Annotated in this window: 10 protein-coding genes; 1 reads left to right on the top strand and 9 read right to left on the bottom strand. The window is 41.0% G+C overall.

The window, feature by feature from the left end; translation table 11 throughout:
• Positions 1-11 precede the first annotated feature (11 nt).
• From MJO53_RS12355 to MJO53_RS12325, 7 genes are read right to left on the bottom strand one after another with little or no spacing between them, the layout of a single operon-like run.
• Positions 12-2,699 (bottom strand): ROK family protein, encoded by a 2,688-nt coding sequence (locus tag MJO53_RS12355; RefSeq protein WP_252079291.1) that lies wholly within the window; start codon positions 2,697-2,699, stop codon positions 12-14.
• A 7-nt stretch (positions 2,700-2,706) separates the two neighbouring features.
• Positions 2,707-6,201, bottom strand: a complete 3,495-nt coding sequence (locus MJO53_RS12350; RefSeq protein WP_252079290.1) for a VCBS repeat-containing protein — start codon at positions 6,199-6,201, stop codon at positions 2,707-2,709.
• Between the two features lie 39 nt (positions 6,202-6,240).
• Positions 6,241-9,015, bottom strand: coding sequence for a GH92 family glycosyl hydrolase (locus MJO53_RS12345; protein ID WP_252079289.1), 2,775 nt, complete (start codon positions 9,013-9,015; stop codon positions 6,241-6,243).
• Position 9,016: 1 nt separating this feature from the next.
• Complete coding sequence (locus MJO53_RS12340) at positions 9,017-10,516, bottom strand: RagB/SusD family nutrient uptake outer membrane protein (RefSeq protein WP_252079288.1); 1,500 nt, start codon at positions 10,514-10,516, stop codon at positions 9,017-9,019.
• Between the two features lie 11 nt (positions 10,517-10,527).
• Positions 10,528-13,656, bottom strand: coding sequence for a SusC/RagA family TonB-linked outer membrane protein (locus MJO53_RS12335; protein WP_252079287.1), 3,129 nt, complete (start codon positions 13,654-13,656; stop codon positions 10,528-10,530).
• Between the two features lie 13 nt (positions 13,657-13,669).
• Positions 13,670-14,635: a DUF4961 domain-containing protein gene (locus tag MJO53_RS12330; protein WP_224834947.1), complete on the bottom strand. Its 966-nt coding sequence runs from the start codon at positions 14,633-14,635 to the stop codon at positions 13,670-13,672.
• Positions 14,636-14,657: 22 nt separating this feature from the next.
• Positions 14,658-15,092 carry a DUF5004 domain-containing protein gene (locus MJO53_RS12325; protein WP_252079286.1) on the bottom strand — a complete coding sequence of 145 codons (435 nt, stop codon included), beginning with the start codon at positions 15,090-15,092 and terminating at the stop codon, positions 14,658-14,660.
• A gap of 506 nt (positions 15,093-15,598) precedes the next feature.
• Here MJO53_RS12325 and MJO53_RS12320 point away from each other — a divergent pair.
• Positions 15,599-16,594: a sterol desaturase family protein gene (locus MJO53_RS12320; protein WP_252079285.1), complete on the top strand. Its 996-nt coding sequence runs from the start codon at positions 15,599-15,601 to the stop codon at positions 16,592-16,594.
• Positions 16,595-16,622: 28 nt separating this feature from the next.
• Here MJO53_RS12320 and MJO53_RS12315 read toward each other — a convergent pair whose 3' ends face one another.
• Both MJO53_RS12315 and MJO53_RS12310 read right to left on the bottom strand, forming a co-directional pair.
• Positions 16,623-19,472, bottom strand: coding sequence for a M16 family metallopeptidase (locus MJO53_RS12315; protein WP_252079284.1), 2,850 nt, complete (start codon positions 19,470-19,472; stop codon positions 16,623-16,625).
• A gap of 10 nt (positions 19,473-19,482) precedes the next feature.
• Positions 19,483-21,747 (bottom strand): Gldg family protein, encoded by a 2,265-nt coding sequence (locus MJO53_RS12310; protein WP_252079283.1) that lies wholly within the window; start codon positions 21,745-21,747, stop codon positions 19,483-19,485.
• Between the last annotated feature and the right edge of the window lie 30 nt (positions 21,748-21,777).

The raw sequence follows: 21,777 nt of genomic DNA, 5'->3' as shown, positions 1-21,777 counted from the left end.
TTTATTCTTGTTTATAGACCCGTTTTACTAATTTCTGGCTTAACGTTGGATTCAACCACTTTGGCAGTTCCCGAACCTAAATTTTTGATGGTATAACTGCCTGTGGCGGCCGGTACCACAAATGTCTCCGCATAGTGTACATCCATACTCCTTCCATTTGCCGAAACGCTAATCTTGGTGCCTTCCACTAAATTAAGGATATGACACTGCCCATTGGTCGATACGGTCATTTCACTATCAAATTCATATCTATGGATTTCATAAAAGTGCTTGGGATGTGTTGGCAGTTTAATTATTTTCCAGTCATTGCCCGATTGCAATACTTCTGGCTTGGAGATATACTCCGCTTCCACTCTATCTCCTTGGCATTCCATATTTAGGTTTTGTACTCCACGGGCTATGTTCAAAGGTCTTGGTTTCCCGTCTAAATCCATTCGCATCCAGTCGTACATTTTAAAAGTAAATATGTAAGGGGTACTACTAATTTCCAATACCAAATTGCCTATACCCGAACAGTGCACCGTTCCATTTGGTATTAGGAAAAGATCGTGCTTGTTTGCCTCAAAGGTTTGGACGTAATCCTCAACGTTCATCGGTTTTGCTTCGCTATGACTCTGTTCCAAGGCGTTTTGGAATTCTTCCCTTTTAACTCCTTCATTAAATCCCAAATAGACTTTTGCCCCTGGTTCGGCATCAAGAATATAGTATGTTTCATCTTGGGTAAAATTATGCCCAAAATTTTCTCGCATATACGGTACAGTTGGATGACACTGTACGGATAGGTTCTGTCCATTTACAGTATCCAGGTAATCAAACCTAATCGGAAACTCTGTGCCAAATACACTTGCTGCCTCGCCTAAAATACCTTGATTGTCCTGGAACATTAAAAAGTCAAATGAAACTTCCAGTCTTACCCCATTTTTAGATATCACAATTCCATTTTCTGGGGCGATCAATTCAAAAGACCATGCATAATTTGGAACATCTTGGGCCAATTCCCCAAACCTTTCTTTCATCCAATCGCCGCCCCAAATACCCGGAGAAAACCACGGTCTTGGTCTAAAAGCATGCGAGGTCATTTCTTGTAGGCCTTCCCTTAAGGTGTCACCGGTACACCAGGTGATGTTATTTCCAAACTGCCCATCAACAATAAAATCAATATTCTTTAAAAGTTGTTGCTTGTGTTTATTGAGTACCTGCCAATCTATAAAGTACATTCGCTTGTACTGTTGTTTTTTATCCTCGACCATTACATTGCCCAAATTGGCAACTTGACCAGCTCTGGAACGGAACTGTACTTCGTTCTTTGGTATATCTATATAAACGATAGTTCCATTTTGTCCACTTAAGGCTGCTCCCGGCCCATAAAAAATATTTAACGCTCCTTCCGAACATTGAATTGATTTTACTTTATCTGCATCAAAAAAATCTTCAAGATTTCCTGGGTAAAGTTTTCCAAAAACTGGGTCGTCCCCGCCCAAAAATGGTTCTATCATTTTTTCAATGCACTCGACATCCTTATATGCCGAGGCCATATCATAAGTGACGTGTTCAACATTCCTTTTTTGAAGGGCAGCAGTAAGTTGCCCCATAAACTCCTCCCAGTAGGCTCCCATATAACCATCTATGAGAATACATCCTTCTTTGGGAAGTTCATCAACAAGGTTTTCAACACCCATGGAAACGGTCCCTGTTGCAATCTCAAAAGAGGGGTAAACCGTATAGCCTTCACCTTTTTTAGACTCATCTGCCCGCATCGGCATCACATACTGCTCCGTTTTTCTTTTTGTGTTCAATTTATTCTGTTTAATGGTTAAATGTATAACGGCACCTAATATGGCCGCGTTGGCCGTGCCTTTTGTAATTCGAATACTTGGAGGGATCGCAAAACACGCTTCGAATGCGTTGTTGAACAAGTGATAACTTTTTGAGATACTGCCTCCGATAACAATGGCTTCTGGCTTAAACGAATCCGAAAGCGAGTTCATGACTTCTCCTAAATGCCGTCCGTACTGTTCAAATATATCCTTTGCTTTTAAAGAGGTTTCCGCTTGATCGGCTATTTGTTTTACATTGTCCACGGACGTGCCAAATACTTTAAAGTAAGTATCCAGAAACCATTGGGTAGAAATCCAATCTTCTACTCTTTTTCCTTTAAAAGGAAGGTTATATATGTTACCCTCGTGTGGGATATTATCATCAATTGTGACCACTTCTCCATCGACCACAAAACCTGAACCGATTCCTGTACCTAGAGTTACCCCTAAAACTTTGCCCGTATGAAGATTATTGGAATAGGTCTCCCCTAGTACAAAACTATCAGCATCGTTAAGAAAGGCTATCTGTTCAATAGACTCCAAGGTGTCCTGCAGATGTGCCCACAAAAACAGTTTAAGATTGACTCCATAAAGGGAATCGAACTTATTAAGCCCTCTTATATGTGAAACACCTTGTCCGTAATCGAACGGACCGGGAACGGATACACCAATTCCCCTAATCGGTTTTTGAAAATTTTCAATGGTCTGTCTTATGGATGAAATTAATTGCCTCAATACAGGAAGGGCACTCAATCTACTATCTACTGGAAAGCGATTCACTGTTTCTGTTAGTAAAGACATCGTATCGGCATTAACAACACCCATGGCAAAATGGCTGCCTCCTATATCTATACCGAGATAGTATGTGTTTTTATCCTGCATGGAACCTTTATTCTTTATTGGTTTTAAATTTTATCTGGGCATTCTTGGGCAAAACAACCTTTTTGGTGGATTGTGATAGATAGCCCTCACCGTAATAGAATTCTATTTTTCTTTTTATTCCGTTTTCTAAAGTGATTATCCCAGATTGCGCATGAGCTGGGACTTCTATTTTATTGCCCGATCCTTTCCGGGTTTTATGAACCTGAATACTATCCTTGTTGAGTGAGGACACCAAAAATTCTTTGTCTTGCCCCACAACTTTGACCAAGGCCCTGGCATTCCCGTGTATTAAAAAACCAGTGGCCTTATGGTCCATAGGCACAAAGTTCCCTTTGCCATCCCCTTTTAAAACAAGCCCTAGAAAAGCATCATTCTGCCCATAACCCACTTCGTAATCGTAGAAATTTCCAACGAGGACCGCATCGAGACTGCCATCTTGATCTAAATCAGTAATATTGGTACCCATAACCGGGGCCCATTGAGCTTCCTTTGGTAATTCCTTTAATTTGAATTTACCTTCTCCAAGGTTCTCAACATATATGCTCTTTAGCTGTCTTACTTCTTTCTTAATAGGGTTTTCCTCCATACTGTTCAAAAGAAGATCCTTGATCTCTAGATCGGCATAGGAACGGTAGTTTTTATATGTACTTTTAACGGAAACCATTTGTTCCGCCAATAAATCCCTGGATGCCAAAGGATAACTTTTAAAGTCTCCTTCAGGACTCAAACTATATTGAGAAATAAGTGGGTCTATCTTCCCATCCCTATCAAAATCACCTACATATAGCTCCATCGGGTATTCTTCTGTTGCACTATAAACACTGTTCGTCCCATGGTTTCCAATGATGTAATCCGTATCCCCATCATTATCAAAATCGCCGCCATTGATACTATTCCACCAACCTGTTGAAATGGGCAATTCTATCTTTTCGAAGCTTCCTTTTTTATTTAGATAAATAGTTATCGACATCCACTTTCCAACAACCATAAGATCGGTCCGGCCATCATTGTTCACATCAGTCCAAAGTGCCGAGGAGACCATACCCAATTGTTGTTCACCCAACTTGATCAAGGTTACATCGGAGAATTTGCCTTGGTTATTTTCCAAAACATAGCTTTTGGGAGATACCCCGTAACTTCCAGGTACTACCATTCCCCCAACAAAAAGATCTAGATCCCCGTCCTGATCATAGTCCGAAGCAACTACACAGCTTCCGCTTGTATTTATATTGGGCAAAGCGTCAACGGACAAGGATAAATTTCCTTGACCATCATTTAAATACAATCTATCCTGATAATATCCCGGTTTCATCAATGAAAACTCCGACCCGCCACTGACCACGTAGAGATCATTATCACCATCATTGTCCGCATCAAACCACAAACTGCCAACATCTTCGTGTTCAGCATCCATCCCCAAAGTATTGGCGATAAATTTCCCGTCCATGGTTTGTGTATGAAGTTGACCGGAAAAGTCATGTGAGCCTCCGATGAAAATATCATCCAGACCATCCCCATTGGCATCGGCAACTGCAAGTGAGGGTCCACTAGTAGAGAATTTCTGTGGAATAAGTGGTTCTATATCAAAATCTGAAAATGGAATTTCTTCATGCACAAACTGGAGTAACCCATCTACCTTTGCGAAAATTTGCCCCTCTTCTATATCACTTTTTGGCAAGACTGTTTCGGTAGCATCGGTATATCGAAGTGTTGCGATGGAGTCCATTACTGAATTGCCATAAGATTTTCTCTTTCCATCTGGCCAAACTACCACAAGACTGTCCTTTCTTTTATGCTCTTGAAAGGCAAAATACAGTGAAGGCGCCACACTAGATTGAAATCCACGAGTAGTATAGTTTTCCAAAAATTGAACACTGCCATCTGCATATGCCCATACTTTCGCCCCTATCCCATTTGGATTGGTTTGTGGACCTTCAAAATTTAGCTTTAAACCAGTGCGCTTTCCATCTTCTTGTTGGAGTGAGTTGTTTTTCAGCAAACTGGCTTTTCCATTAATATTGTTAGTCACAATATCCAAATCTCCATCATTGTCCAAGTCTGCGTACACCGCACCATTAGAGAATCCTAGCGACCCTGGTGCCCATTTTAATGATGTATCTTCAAAATTCAGGCTTCCATTGTTCTTGTAAAAGTAGTTTTGGAGTGGAACCTCTGGTAGTTTATTGATACTGGCCAAATATATACTGTCCGCTTCCTCTCGGGTCCTAAATTTGAACTGTTTTCTCCTATATACGATAAAATCCAGATCGGTCATATCTTTCAAGTAGCCCGTGGTAATGAACATATCCTTTAGACCGTCACCATTATAATCCGCCATTAGCCCTCCCCAGCTCCAGTCGGTGCTACTAATCCCCATAAGTTGGCCCACCTCACTGAACGGGGCATGCTTGCCATTGTTCAATTGAAAGGTGTTTCTCATGTATTGGGGTTGATATCCCAAACTTTTACTGAATTCAAATAAGTTATAATTGGGTTTGTTCAGCATTAGCTTTCTGCGGCGATTATCCGACGGCAACATGTCCAACACCAAAATATCGGTAAGGCCATCGTTGTTGATATCCGCAATATCGTTCCCCATGCCATTATGGCTCTGATGGCTGAGATATGCCTTGGTCCGATCTAAAAAAGTTCCATCAGCTTGATTGATATAGAGAATATCATTGGAAATAAAATCGTTGGACACATAGATGTCTGGATACCCATCATGATTAAGATCACTTATCCCAACACCAAGACCAAATCCCTCGACAATAATACCTGCTTCTTGGGAAACCTCTGTAAACGTTGGATGCCCTAATGACCCCACACCATCGTTTCTGTATAGTTTGTCGGTACTTTCAGATTCACCGTTCAGTTTTCTTGGTACAGGATTGTTCATTCCTGTCATTTGGTGCATATGGTTGAGTAAATACATATCTAGATCACCGTCCAGATCATAATCGAAAAAGGCTGCTTGTGTGGAATAAGCAGGGTCTGCCAAACCATATTCCTGGGACATTTCAACAAAGGTTCCATCCTTTTGGTTAATATAGAGCAGGTTCTTACGTTGGTCAGGATCTAAATGCCCGGATCTGCACACATATATGTCCAACCAACCATCTGTATTAATATCCACCATGCTAACACCAGAAGACCACCCTTTAGACGCCAGACCGGATTCCTTGGTAATATCCTTAAACTTTAACCCGCCTTGATTAAGGTACAATTGATTGGAAACTTGGTTTCCGGTAAAAAAAAGATCATCCCATCCATCGTTATCTATATCTCCCACTGCAACACCACCGCCATTGAAATAGTAGATATAGTTAAGGATATTCAAATCATCATCCAAAGGAAGATCATTGGAAAAATGGATTCCGGAAGCCTCGGCAGCAACCGGCTCAAAAAGGTATTCCCCTTGATCAACAGTCTTCTGACAAGAGACCATTAATATCAATAGCGGAAAAGACCAAATTCCAAATATTACCTTCCTTTTTTTCATTGCTGCCTTCTTCCCTACGGAAGCTATTCGTCATTTTTACTATTCAATACCCCAATTGGTATTTGGTTCGGGCCCTAGCTGTAGAATAAGCTCTCCCCCTTTTTGAAATACATCGTGCGTGAACCAATACTTTTGGAGCGGCCTATTATTCAATGTCGCCCCTTGGATATAGGTGTTCTCTTTACTGTTGTCCAAAGTTTTGATGGTAAACTCCTCTCCTTCGTAGTACGTTGGATTAAGTTTTATGGTTATCTCATCAAAGATGGGACTCGTAATTTCGTAGGTCGGTGTGATTGAATTGTTCCCAGTTAAGCTAAAAAGCCCCATGGACATCAAAGCACTTACGCCACTCATTTGACCTTGGTCCTCATCATGACCTCCGTACCCTTGATCTACAGTTGTTGCCCCGTAAGCCTGCTCATTTACCCTTCTCACCCAATATTGTGTGAGCCACGGTTTTTGAACATGGTTGAAAACGTGTGCATTGGAACAACCTGGTTGATTGGCATAACTAACATAACCATCGGAATACCCGAATACAAAATCTTCGGGAGCGGCTTGCTCAAAGGCAAAGTTGAGCTTGTCGGCAAGGGCATCGTTCCCTCCCATAAGCTGGGACAATTTGGATATGCCATGGGAGACCGACCAGGTTCCCTGCCATGCGTTGGACTCTACCCAACCTTGACCAGATAATAAATCCGTGTGCACCCAATTACCCGACTTATCCTTGGGCAATAATAATTTTGAGTCAGAATGAAACAATTTGGTCCATCCTTCCGCTCTCTTGGAGAAATAAGCTTGGTCTTTTGTCCTGCCCATTTTTTTTGCCATCTGGGAAAGTGACCAATCTTGAAAAGACCACTCCAATGTTTTGCCAGCATTACCTGGGCAATACCCATTTTCTATGTAAAATTCAAGGTCTTCCACAGAGTCGCTCATCATACCTCCAGGCATATGATTGTTTTTCATGACCTTAAATGCGTGTTTTGGATTTGTTTTGGTCATCAAATCTTTCATGTAGGTGCTCACCAGCATATTTGTTGCTGGGTTTCCTGTCATTATATACGAATATCCGCCTGCTATGGCGCCTCTAGGTAGCAACCCTCCATTATCCGCATATTGGACCAAGGAGGCCGAAAAATCATCCAAAATTTCGGGCCATGCCAATCCCCAAACAATGTTCAGGTTCCATTGGGTAAGCCATAAGGCATCAAAATTATACATGTTGAACTTTGCCTTGCCATCCTTGTCTCTCGGCAGTGTTCTAACTTTTAAATCGGCCTTGGTAAAGTTACCTTGGCGTTCTCCCTGGGTATAATCGGGATAATCACCACTAACATCATTAAGGATCCTTCTTCCCAAAAGTATATGCCATAAGTCGGTATAAAATTTTTCACGTTGCTGCTCGGTTCCTCCCTTCACCGCAATTCTATCCAGTTTTTCTTCCCATATTTTGAAGGCATCTTCTTTGTAACGGTCAAATTCCCAATGTGGAGCTTCGGTTTGAAGATTTTTACGGGCATTTTCCACGGAGGTATATGAAATGGCAATTTTCATTTGGACCTCTTCCCCTGCCTCCACATCATAATTGGCAGTAACTCCCGTAGTCGGCGCATCCCAATAACTCTGGGTAATACCTGCAAAAACGACGGAATCCCTCCGGGTCATGGTATCGGAGCCTTTTACGGAGCTTACATTGTTAAGGTTCTCTTTGTCCTTCCAACCATCCAAGGATTTAAAGGATTTATCAAATTGAATTACAAAAAACACTTTTACCTTTTCCGGACCGCCCCAAAATCTACCTGCGGACTCAAAAGAACCTTCCAACTCATTTTGATTGACCTTGCGAACATCTGCATTGATCATGGTAGAGTTCCCTAAATATCCTCCTAAATTGGTCAAGATACTGGCCTTGTCCGCTTTTGTGTATTTAAATCGATACAGGGTAGTACGTTTGGTACTGGTAAGCTCTGTCCACACATGGTGCTCTTTAAGATATAGGCGTTGATATCCGGGCATGGCTATTTCATCATCATGACTAAAACTCGACTTCCAACCTTGATCTCCCAAAGTAGGGTCTATATTACCAAGTGTGGGCATAATCTGTATTCCGGAAAGACACCAACCATGAATCTGTTCGAACCCCAACACCTCTGTGGAATTATAGTTGTATCCTCCCCCATATTGATTTTTATTTCGAGTTACAGGTGCTGCAGCTACCATTCCCATTGGGTGTGCCCCGGGCGTGAAGAAAAAATAACGTCCCTTGGCAGATTCTATAAACGGGTTTACCCAAAACAAAGGGTTTTCGCTATCTGTTGGTGATGCGAACACCTCTATTTCGGAAAGTCCCAGGTTAAGCCCTTCTCCATCGGTTACCTCAAAACGTACCCATTCAACAGTTTTAACAGGAAATTCAATTCTTTTGGCATCTCCATTGTTCGGGATGGTGTTTACACGGATAATGGACCCATCACTAAATTTTAGGACACCGCCTGCCGTATGTTCGTCAAGTCCGGGCCGATCATAAATAACTATGGCATTTATGTTTCGAGCACTTTCCCACTCCATTTGAAGCCACGGCAACAGATTAGCTCCCCATGCCTTTCGCTCACCTTTACTGGCCCATTCGCCAATACCGTGCATCCTAATGACACCATCTGTTAAATTGGAAGCTTCACTTCCATGCAATTGTGAGGAAACTTTTAGTTTAGCTTCATCTGCAATGTTCTCCGATGCATCCAACCTTGAACTTGTCAGGGCAAGGAAAATTACAAATACTGCTTTTAACCCTTGATAAAACGTTTTGTTCATTTTAGTAACCTGGATTCTGTGACAAATTTTGGTTAATATCCCTTTCCCGCTGTGGAATAGGCAATAAGTAATGTCGTGTTGATACAGGAACTTCGGGCTTTGCTTCGGAGACCTTTTCTTCCAACTTGCCAAACCGAACCAAATCGAACCATCGGTGACCTTCCCATGTCAACTCCTTTTTTCGTTCTTCCAATATAGCTTCCTTAAAGGCCTCATAACCCATTGCCGATAGATCGGGAAGTACATCTCTTTCTACCCCGTCCGCAAACCTAGCTCTTCTTCTCACTTGGTTAACAGCATCCAAGGCATCGGGAGTGCTGCCGCTATTCTGCTCGTTCAATACCTCGGCGTACATTAAGAGTATATCTGCATACCGAATAAGTTGCAGGTCATTGGCCGTATTATTTACCAAGGGTTCTGCCACTCTATCCCAGTACTTTACAATGTGCGGGGAACTAAACTCCACCAATTCTCCGTTGATAACATCTTCGGACATAAAAGTGACTTCTTTTCTCCTATCCTCATCATCGAAAGAATCGTAGAGGGCCATAGTGGGTATTTCGAGCCCTCCTCCATTGGGTCTTCCATCGTACACACCTCCGGGAAGGGTCCTAAATACCAAATGCCCACCTTCCCAAAGCGTCGTGAACAAATCCGTTCCCTCTAAAAAACTTATTGCAAACAGAACCTCTTTTCCGTTGTTGTTCTCTATCTTGAACACATCTGCATAATCTTCCCAAAGACCGAACCGTCCACTTAACATAATATCTTCCAGTTTGGTCTTGGCAAGCTGAAGGTTTTCCCCTTGTTGAAGCGCTGCCTTGGCCAAATAGGCTTTTGCAGACCAATTAGTGGGCCTACCATTGTCCATTCCTGTTTGTTCTTCTGGAAGACGTTCTTCTGCAATGGTTAAGTCTGCAAAAATCTGTGAATAGACTTCAGATACTGATGCCCTGCCCAAAAATGCACTGGACGTAAAAACAGTCTGGGGTTCCAACTGTAATGGTACTTCTCCGAAAAAGCGCACCAATTCAAAATAAAGAAGCCCTCGCAAAAAATAGGCTTCGCCCAATAAATCGTCTTTGGTTTCCTCGTTCATTTCTATATCCGGGATATTGATAATGGCCATATTGGCTGCATTTATACCTAAATAAAGATTGGACCAAATCTCCAGTGCTATGGTGTTCTCCGGTGTATGTGCCATTGCCGAAAGTTGATTGTAGCCATCTCCTCTATTAAAACTTGTCTCCCCCTCATCCGATAAAAGGGCATTGGCAGTCCAATAATTTGCAAAATAGAGCCCTTTAGAGTTCAATGTTTCATCGAAAGTGGCCCCCAAATGTCCATATATACCGTTTATGGCCAATTTGGCATCTTGTTCTGTTTGGTAAAATGTATCTTCGGTATAAAAGGTCTTCACTTCTTCTTCCAAGGCACTTTCACAACCCATGATCAAAATCAGGGCAGCGAAGTAAATTCTATAATTTTTGAATTGTTTCATGATTTTGATTTTTAAAAGTTTATGTTAAGGCCCAATAGATACGTTCTAGATGTTGGATACCCGCCGAAGTCCGCACCGGCACTCAGATTATTGTTCTGACCTCCAAAACTTACTTCGGGATCGACCCCACTATAATTGGTGATGGTGAACAAGTTTTTCCCTGTAGCATAGAGTCGGAGTTTATTTATGTTCATTTTGGACAGGAACTTACTTGATATGGAATATCCCAAAGTGGCGGATTTTAGCCTTAAATAGGAACCATCCTCAACATAATTATCGGAAAACACAATGTTTCTGGGACCATCCGCGGCCCTAGTATAGGTATTGCTTGGATTTTCCGGTGTCCATCTATTGGAAAATGCTTCCAACAAAACATTTCCCTGTCCATTTAGGTTTTCCAGGTTTATCCTATTAAAGTTGGCTATCTCGTTACCATATACTCCTTGCATAAATACGTTAAGGTCCCAATTATTCCATGTAATCGTGTTGTTGATACCAAAAGTATATTCCGGTATAGGGTTTCCGATAAACGTTCTGTCGTTATCGGCATCGATTACCCCATCCCCGTTCAGGTCCTTATATTTACGTTCTCCTGGAGTAAATGTATCTGTCGCAAAGGTCGGAGTGGTCGCGGGGTCATCGTCCAATTGTATTATTCCATCAGAAACATAGCCGTAAAACGCCCCGATTTCACCACCCTCTTCGAGCAACTGCCAATTGGTTATCCCCAAAATCCCAAAACCTGTGGGAATATTGTCCAAACCGGCCAGGTCCAGTATTTTGTTTTTGTTATATGCCCCTGTTAGGTTTACATCCCAATTAAATCCACCTTGGAACAATTGTGCATTGATGCCCAATTCAACCCCTTGGTTACGAACACTACCGGCATTGACCACACTTTGAATATACCCAGTTTGTGAAGGCACTTGCAGGTTCAACAACAAATCGTCCGTATTCTTCTGGTAAGCATCGATGGTAAGTCCCAACCGGTCATTAAAGAAACCAAGGTCCAATCCAACATTGTATTGTTCGGTACGCTCCCATTTGAGAGCACTATTGGCCGGAGTACTGGGTAATTGTCCCACTACCGCATTGTCGTTAAAAGAATGGTACGTAGGTTTAAATGTTGATTGGGAGGAATATGGTGCGATCGACTCATTTCCTATTATACCATAGCCTAAGCGCAACTTAAGATAGAGGCCCGAGTCTTGAAGAAACTCTTCTTCCGAAACATTCCAAGCGAATGCTCCAGAAGGAAAAAAGCCATACTTGTTTCCATCGCCAAACTTTGATGAGCCGTCTACTCGGGAAGTAACGGTAAAAATATATTTGTTGTCCAAAATATAGTTTACCCTACCGAAGTAAGAAATCAATCGTGATTCTATAATATTGGAATTTACTCCAGGATTTAGGCCAAGTCCCAAATTATTGGAACCAAAATTCTCCGTTGGGAAACCCAAAGCATTGCCAGAAAGGGTCTCTATGTTAAAATCTTGCCATGATGCCCCGACCAAAGCGTTCAACCGATGCCTGTTACTAAATGTGTTGGTATAGGTTACGGTAGTTTCCGCCAAATAACTTGTAGCCGTGTTCTTGGCCTGAGCAGCAAAAGCTCCTGGCGTATTCCCAAAGTCTATTTCCTCTGTCCTAAAGTAAAATTGCTCACTGATATTCATATCCACCCCAAGTGTTGTCTTCAACTGGAATTTCTCTGCAAAATCCCATTTAATGGCCAAATTGTCCAATATCCTTGTTGCCTTACCCTGGCTTTCCGATAAATTTTGATAGGCCACCGGACTTGGAAAATTTGGAATTTGTTCTTGAATATTGTTTACATCGTTTACAAAGGTTCCATCATTCTGCACAATAAAATTACCTTTGGTATAATTTCCTTCAGGATCAAAAACAGGTAACAACGGATTAAACTGGTATGCCCCAGTTATAGCACTACTTGCAACTTCTGTGCCTCCTGTCGTTTCTGTCCTGGCCGTATTGAAATCCGTCTTGTTCAAACTCAAAGAGTTCTCTATGGAAAGCTTTTCTGTAGCTTTAAAATCGAGGTTTACCCTAAAATTGTAACGCTTAAAGTCGGTTTCGATAACTACGCCTTCCTGATCTAAATATGATCCGGAAATAGCGTACTTAATGTCTTGATTACCACCTTTTATGGAAAGGTCATGACTTTTGGTTATGGCTGTCCTAAAAATCTCATCTTGCCAATCTGTACCCGCTCCAAAAGAATTTGGATCTGTATAAAATCTTGGCTCACCGGAACCATTGTACCTGGATTCATTTACATAAAACGCAAACTGTGAGGCATCCAATACATCCAATTTCTGAATAACCTTACTTACTCCAACATAGGTATCATAATTGATTTGAACTTCCCCATTTAACCCGCGTTTGGTAGTAATGATAATTACACCATTGGCGCCCCGAGACCCATAAATAGCGGTAGCAGATGCATCTTTCAACACATCGATGGATGCTATATCGTTTGCACTTAAGGTAGATAAGGCATTAATGGATGGGCCTTCTGCCACACCAGCAGAAAGGTTATCGCTGTTGTTATCTACCGGAAAACCATCTATTACGTACAAGGGCTCGTTACTTGCGTTTATGGAACTACTGCCCCGTATTCGTACGGAAGTAGCTCCTCCCGGCTGACCTGAGGTTTGTGTTAACAACACACCGGAAACCCTACCTTGGACAAAATCATCTGCCGTAGTGGAGCGAACGGCCTCAAGGTCTTCCGACTTTATAGTGGCAATAGATCCGGTAAGGTCCTTCTTGGTCGTACTTCCATAACCTATTATCACTACCTCATCCAATTCGTTCACATCTGTTCTTAACGCTATGTTGATGGTTCGCTGTGTACCCACTGTAACTTCTCGGGAACTGAACCCTTGATAACTAAAAATCAAGATTGCATCCTCATTGGGAACCTCAAGGGTATACTCCCCATCAAAATTTGCCGATGCCCCAATGGACATTCCTTTCACTATCACATTTGCACCTGGTAGCGGAAAACCATCATCCTCTGCCGTGATTACCCCATTTATGGTTATATTTTGTGCAAAGGCAAGTAGATTGCCTAGCATCAAAAAAATGACAAAAAGGCCTTTTATTCTATTTTTCATAATCGTCATGTTTTTAATTTGCACAGTTGGGTATTAGTTGAAAATCTTCACCTGTGTCTGGATTCTTGACCTCGACATCCCCATTCTGGTTTTTAAAACTGAAAGTAATATCTGTTATTTCTTGACTAGGCTGAGCATTAAAAAGTTGTCTTGGCCAAACAGATACATTCCATTGATCGGTGCCAATAGAACGCATTTTAGTTAGGTCGGAAATATCGCATGCTTCCACCGCTTCTCCATCTATAACAGCTTTGGCGCACAGATAAACATCTGTGGCCCCGGATAGGGCGGTTGGTGCGCCTTCGGGTCCTTTTGTTGCATCAAAACCGACATGGATAATATCGTCATAGGTATATTCCGTGGGTTGAAAGGTTACAGGAAATGGAAGTGGGCCACATAAATCGATTACAGGGTTTGCCCCTCCGGTAACTTCCATGCAAGGAGTAAATCTAATATCAGTCTCCCCTTGTGTGATACCGTAGCCGGAAGTACCTACAATGTAACCTAGCTGTGTTTTAATATTTTCTGTCCCTACATCCATGGAAAGCTGAATTTGGCCTGAAAAGTTTACACCATTGGCTCCCGAAACAGTTTGATCGGAAATAAAAACTACCCATTCCACAAGACCATAATTTTCACCAATTCCTGCAAGATCTGTTATAGGTGTCTTATAATCGGGATCAGAGCCATTGGCCAAACGCATGGTCCCATCGCCGTTGTCCGATGTAAAAGAGACCGTTGCGTTCGAAGCGATATCCCATGCTTCCGGAACCAAAACCCCAAACACGATATTATATGATGCATCCTCCGCAGGTGCTACGTCTACATCGATAGTTACATCCATTTGTTCACCAACTGTGACGGACGAAGGTTGGTTTACGTTGGTTATGGTTACGCACATGCTCAACAACAAAAACAATAAAAACAGTGCTTTTGGTTGAAAAATAATGCGCTTTAATTTGTTTAGTTTGTTCTTCATTTTAGTGCATATTGGTTTCTTGTTATTTGCTCAGTGTGTAGGTATATGTATTTGATGAACATCCTAACGGGACGATCACTGTCATCTTATCCGATCCAGAAAGAACGGCTCCTTGAATATCCAAACTGGCACCATCAGAAAAATTTATTTTTGTAGGATACACAGGGTCATCAAAGGACCAATCACCACTGGGGTCACTTAACACAAAGGGAACTGTCTGGCTTGGAAAAGAAAAAGACGAAGGCTCTCCATTCTCATAATCTAGCTGAAGTGAAAAGGATTGAAAATCCATAAGTGCCGTTATGTCGTTTCCATTTTGGAGGACTTGGTCTATTTTCCAATTCCCCTCGATATCAACAACAAACTCGGCAAACCCATCCGGATTCTGCTCAGGGTCGTCATCACAGCCGATAAAGGCTATAATCGACAAGGTCATAATTAATCTTAAGCATTTCATAATTCCAAAGTTTGATAAATAGTTAGTTTACGGTAAGGCCGCTGTGTCAAAAAAAAGAGAAAAAAGGAAGATCGAAGGCTAATTTACCCTGCCCCCATATCACCCTTTTTTCTTTCAGAATTAAACTCAACAACTTAAATAATTATTTTTTGAACACTCTAAACAAAGAACTCTCTTACAGTCTATAAGTGAGAAATCAATATTCATATGTTCATATGTTCATACATATGTTCAAATATAGATCATTATCCCATCTCTCCAAAAAAAAAGTCCTTTTTTTAATTCATTATCATTCTACTGCACGAAGATTTATCAATTTTATAAAATCCACTCAAATAGTTTTCTTTTATGCTTCTTAGGTCTAAAACGGCATAAAACGTTTTCGTAAATTGATAACTCATATATGTTCATATGTTCATACATTTATAAATATTATATATTTGGAACTCAACATTTATTATGTCCACATACTGGCTAACTAACAATAACCCTATATAAATTGACCTATGGATTTCTTAAATGCCGTTTTGGAGGAAGTAATCAACTTTTTTGGAGCTTCCACTGTACTGGATGCGCTAAAAACTGAAAACTATGCTTTTTTTAAAAGTTTTGACGGTATTGTTTCTTGTATTTTTCTCGCTCTTCCCATTTTGCTTATAGCAGAATTCTTTATCGTTCTTTTTAAGGAAAGGGAACAACTAAAAACTTACAGGGTCAACTTTATTATCATTGTTTTTAACCGAATTATTGGTAGAACCTTATCATTGGGGACCATATTTTGGAGCATAGGTTTTTTTCAAGAATATGCCTTGTTCCAAACTTCATATACATGGTATTGGTTTATTTATGGGTATATTATCTGGGAACTGGGCAGCTATATTTATCATTATTTTGGGCATAAGGTGCGTTTGCTTTGGTGCTTGCACTCTCCGCACCATGCTGCAGAGACGATGAATCTTTCCGTAAATCAAGCTCACTTTTTTCTGGAATTTCCCTATGCGGACCTAATACGAACTGCAACTTGTATGCTCTTAGGGGTAGACCCAAAGCTGTTCTTTTCTATTTTAGTTTTGGACATTACTTATGCTACCTTTATACATATTGGGGAACATATTGTAAAAAAAGGGCAGTTTGGTTTTCTTGGAAAGCTCATACTCACTCCATCGCACCATCGTGTACACCATGGTAAAAACCCATTGTATATGGATACCAATTTTTGCAATTTGCTCAATATTTGGGATCGGATTTTTGGCACATACCAAAGTGAAGAGAAAAATCACCCCATTGTATATGGTATAACACGAGAAATGGACCCGGGCAGTTTCTTTGATGTTTATTTTGGCGAATTTAAAGCTCTATTTAAGGATGTTGCCCATGCTCCGGGACTGAAGAACAAACTACTGTATTTGGTTATGCCCCCAGGTTGGAGCCATACCGGGGAGCATCAAACCGCCAAAATTGTTCGACAACGTTTTTTAAATGAACAGCCCAACAGAGACTAAATTTTTACCGGCAACAACAGTCCCGGGCTTAATCCGAGCTCTGTGCATGCCCATAGCTTTCCGGATATAGCACAAGTTTTATTTGGTTTCTTTGGTTCAAATATTCCTTTATAAAGGCATTTACTTTCGAAACTTTTAATTTATTGAGTCTTTTCCCATAATTATTTATTACTGCCAAATCTTGGCCGTGAGTGTATTGAGACTTTAAATAATTTAGCCAATAACTATTTTGTCTCATCCTGATCTCGTGCTGCCTTAAGTTTTGAGCCTTAAACTTATTTAGATCATCTTCATTGGCGCCATCTCTCAGTATTTTTATCAATTCATCCTTTGTGGCACTGATCAACTCTTCCGCACGATCAGGGGCACAACTAAAGGAAATCGACAGTGAGTAATAGGGATTTGGTATGCCCACATGGCTTACAGCAACCGATGGGCTGTAAACTCCACTCTCTTTTTCGCGTAACCGTTTTACCAATCGATCTTCCAAAATTGCTTTAAGAGCTTTTAAGGTCATGTTATTCTCCGGTGAACTTGTATAGTCACCATGAAAAGCCAATACCACTGTTGCTTTGTCCTCCAGTCCTTTATAAACATTTCGCTCAAAAATTCCGGGTATTGGTTTAATACCAACGTCTTTATAGGTTTCTTCACGTCCTGTGGATGGCAATTCCCCAAGGTATTTTGCAATGGGACCGATAATACTGTCTTTTTTAAAACTCCCGACGAATACAAATGTATAATCGCCAAAGTCTTTAAAACGATCTTTATAGAATTTCAAGGCTTTATCCAGATCCACAGTTTTTAATTGCATACTGTCCATTCCTTGTGCCCATGCGCCACGACCTTTCATGGCAACGTTAACACTATCCTGAAAAACCGCGATGGGGTTATCGTATTTATTGGTCAAGGATACCTTATAGTTTTCCAAAATAGTATTAAAGGTAGTCGTATCCTTTCTAGGTCGGGTAAAATAGAGGTACATCAATTTAAGAGCTGTCTCAAAATCCTTGTTTGCTGCATATCCTTTGATTCCTTCTGAATAGGTACCAATATATGGTGATACGGCCAAGGTCTTGCCCGACATTTTTTTATTGAGGTCTATGCTGTTAAAACTTCCCGCACCGGAAGATGCTATAATATTATCGGCCAATTTTGCTGATGGCAAATCTTCTTCATTGGCCAAGGACACACCTCCGGGGCTAAAACCCGAAAATAGGATTTCATCATTTTTAAAATCCGTTTCCTTTAGAACAACTTTGACTCCGTTGTTAAGTGTATATTCTGTTACCCCAACGGATTTTACTCTTTTAGTCGATACAATTGTACCGCCTTTTACAGGCTCGGCCAATAATGGTTCATGATTTCCACTATCTACATAGGCCTCTACACTTCTATCAAAACTGTTCACCCAAGATCTTAAAACATCCTCGTTGGGCAATGCCTCCTTATCTTTCTCGGAAGCTTGCAATAGAATAATTTGGTTTTGATCGGCTACCCAAGACCTTACGGTTTGGTTTAAGTCTTCGAGTGTTATTGCACCTAGCCCCTTCTTATAGAATTCATAGGAATAGTCCATATCCATAAACGCTTCACCATATAAAAAATGTTTAAGGTATTGATTCACGAAGGATTTAGAGGATACATGCTCTTTTTCGTTATAGTTTTTGGTGATGGCATTTATAAAATTCAATTTGACCCTTTCCCATTCCGATTGGGTAAATCCATGTAAAACAGCTCTGTTCACCTGATCCATTACACCATATATGGCAGATTGTAGTTCTTCTGCACTCTTGGCCACCACTTGAACAGTAAAAGCATCTAGGTTCCCAATACCGCCTTGGTACCCCGCATAACTCGCACTTGCTTTTAGATAAGGTGCCGTTCCACTCTCTATTTCCTCTGCAATTCGTAATGCAACAAGATTGTTGATTGCAGACCTGATTATTGCATTTTTAAAATCCCCTTCGGTTTTTATCAGCTTTCTAGGGTGCTTGTACATTACCGTTGCCACGGTGTACGGAAACTCTGGATCGGTAACGATTTTAACCAATGAATTTGTATTTCCGGGCACTGTATATGTTTCTGGTATAACTGTTTCCCCAGATTCGCCCAACTGCCCAAAATAGATCTTAATATAGTCCTCCACCTTATTCTTATCGAAATCACCAACTGCAATTATTCCCTGTAATTGTGGCCGATACCATTTCTTGTAGTAAGCCCTAAGTGTATCGTGTTCAAAATTACGGATGACTTCCATTTTTCCGATCGGGATCCGATCGGCATATCTTGAATTGGCCAAAAGTACGGGAAGAAGTTGCTCGCTCATTCGTTGCGAAGCATTTTTTCCCCGCTGTCTTTCTTCTTCGACTATCACACCTCTTTCCCCATCTATTTCCTCGCTACCAAATACTATATGGCCCGCCCATTCCGAAAGAATTTTGAATGCGGTTTTGAACACTTCCTTATTTTGAGTAGGAACCGGTAATTGATATACGGTTTGATCAAAGCCCGTATACGCATTTAGATCTGCTCCAAAACGCACACCAGCTGCTTGTAGGTAATCGATCAATTCGTTTTTAGGAAAGCTTTTGGTTCCATTAAAAGCCATATGTTCTGTAAAATGGGCCAGCCCCTGCTGTCCATCGGTCTCCTGTAAAGATCCTGCTTTAACTACTAAATAGAGCTCAGCATTTTCGCGTGGCTCGGCATTCTCCCTAATGTAATAGGTCAAGCCATTGGACAACGTATCAACTATTACTTCCCTATCCAATGGAATAGGTTGTTCCGGCACTATGCTGTTTTGCTGGGCAGACCCCATAAAAACATTAAAAATGCAAAAAACAATACTGCTTTTAAAAATGGAATGTACTTGCATGAGTATTCTGTTATTTTCTTTTTCTGATCATAAGTAAACCTGCGCCAATAGCGCCAACAATTAACGGTAGTACCAAGGCATAACCTACTTTTAATGCAACAATCTCCGATCTGGACACTTTTATAACCGTATCTATAGCCCTAGGCCTGGATGTGTTCACGGGATACTTGCCATCGTTCAACCAACGAAAAATCCGCATGGCAAAAGATGAATTTACCGTGTTAAGGTTATTACGGGCCATTTCAGCATTGCTTAAAAAATCCGCATCGCCCACCACCATTATTTTTTGATTCTTTTTACCCACCTTTCTTTCCAAAGTGACCGCCAATGGCATTGCCGCTCTTTTGTCCACTTGGGGGTCAAAGAAAATTCTTTGTGTTTCCAAATCGAATGGCCCTGTTCTATTCCATGCTACCTCTTCATTTGTGGTCATAATAGGTGTAGCCCTAAAGTCGGAGCTGTCCGCTATTTGGATCCCCATAGCTGTTGGAAAGGATACAATTGCTTCGCTATAAAACTTAAAACCATGGTTTTGTGCTTCTGGCGTAAACACCCCTTGGATAAGATCCAAAGAGTAATCTTCACTTTCTTGCAGCAGTGTCCCATGTTGGAACGAAATGCCCAATTTGGACAATATACCGTCTAAATTACCATTTGTTCCCGGTTCGGCCGCGATCAAGAGGTTACCGCCTTGGTCCACATAATCCAATAAGATTTTTTCTTCATCAACGGTGTAGGCTTGTTTTGGGTCTGCCAGAACTAGGGCATCCAAACTATCCGGTATTTTTTTATTCTCCTCCAATAAAATATCTATTGGTTGAAATCCTTGATTTATTAAGGATCCTCTAGTATTGGTGCCATTGATGATTATTTCGTACCCCCCATCTTCCATTTTATGAATACTGCGTTCATTACGACCCTGAACAAAGCCGATATAGGATGGTTTATCTATAATCCTCTTCAATGCAGCGGTAATCTCTGACTCATTGGGGTATGCCCAAATGTCATCGAACATTCGCAAAGGTGTTGTTTTGTCTTTATATTGAATAAACCTGACCAAACGATTGTTTTCTGGAATTAAATCGATTTTTTGTTTGATCTCCTCCGGGGTCAACAAATCGTCAAAATCGAATTTATGAGCAGATGCGGCTTTCTTGGCTTTTTCCAAAAGTGTGGTAGTGGTGTCGTTATACCTTACCAAGGTATCGTAATATGTAATGTATTCCATCTCCAAATCTGGTTTGAACCTTCTATACTTCTCGAAATGGTTCAAATCTTTGATTCTATTTTTTGGTGCCCCTTTGGATGCGCTGTAGTGCACAATGTTCACATAGCTTGTAATCTTCAGTGGAGCTTTCAACCGATCAATAATCTTTTGGGAATACTCTGTTAAGGTTCTATCCTTGAACCTTGTTGTGTCATAGTATCCATTTATGGATGGCAATGAAGATACATATCCTATCGTCACCGGAATTAAAATGGCCAACACATACCTGGCGATACGCAATGATCTTTTTTTGGATTTTCTTTCGTCCTGTAATTTTAATACGGTCAAAATCAAAAACATTCCCATTACCATTAAGAAATAGACAATATCTTTGCTACTGATCAATCCGTTCACCAAATTATCCGTACGTCCCGATATGGATAGCCAATAGGTAATATCGCGAACAAAATCATGGCTTTGCCCAATGTTACCGATAAAGCTCAAAAAGGCCAGAACAGCCAGTGTGCTTATTGCCGACACTACCTGATATGAGGTTAAGCTGGACATAAACAATCCAATGGACGCATACGTACAGATCAACAGATATATTCCCAGTATACCACCCAAAACAAAGGGTATATCCAAGTTCTCGATAGCATGGTTCCCCACCAAAACAAAGCTTAACAGTACCAATGATAACAGTAAGCCATAAATTGCAATGGATAAAAACTTGCCCAATACCATTTGGGGAACGGTAACTGGCGAGGATTGCAATAATTTAATTGATCCACTGCTGGTTTCCCTGCTAAACAGGCCCATTGTGAGCAAAGGAATGTACAGATATAGGTTTTCCTGTATTTTGGCCAAAATTCCGTGCTCCCCGGCAAACAATACTTTGGAAAGTACACTTAAAGGCCTGCCCAACTGCTGGTTGGTTTCCTGAGAATATAATAAGTCTGCAAATATTATTCCGGTTTGTGCAATAAAAATTACCAAAACAAGCCACGCAACGGGCGAATAGAACATTATACTTAGCTCTAATCGAGCAATTCTAAATATTTTTTTCATCTATGGGGTTCAAATAATTGAAGTATCGCC

This window comes from Flagellimonas marinaquae (assembly GCF_023716465.1).
Classification (GTDB): Bacteria; Bacteroidota; Bacteroidia; order Flavobacteriales; family Flavobacteriaceae; genus Flagellimonas; species Flagellimonas alginolytica.
This window is presented reverse-complemented; position numbering and strand designations above follow the sequence as displayed.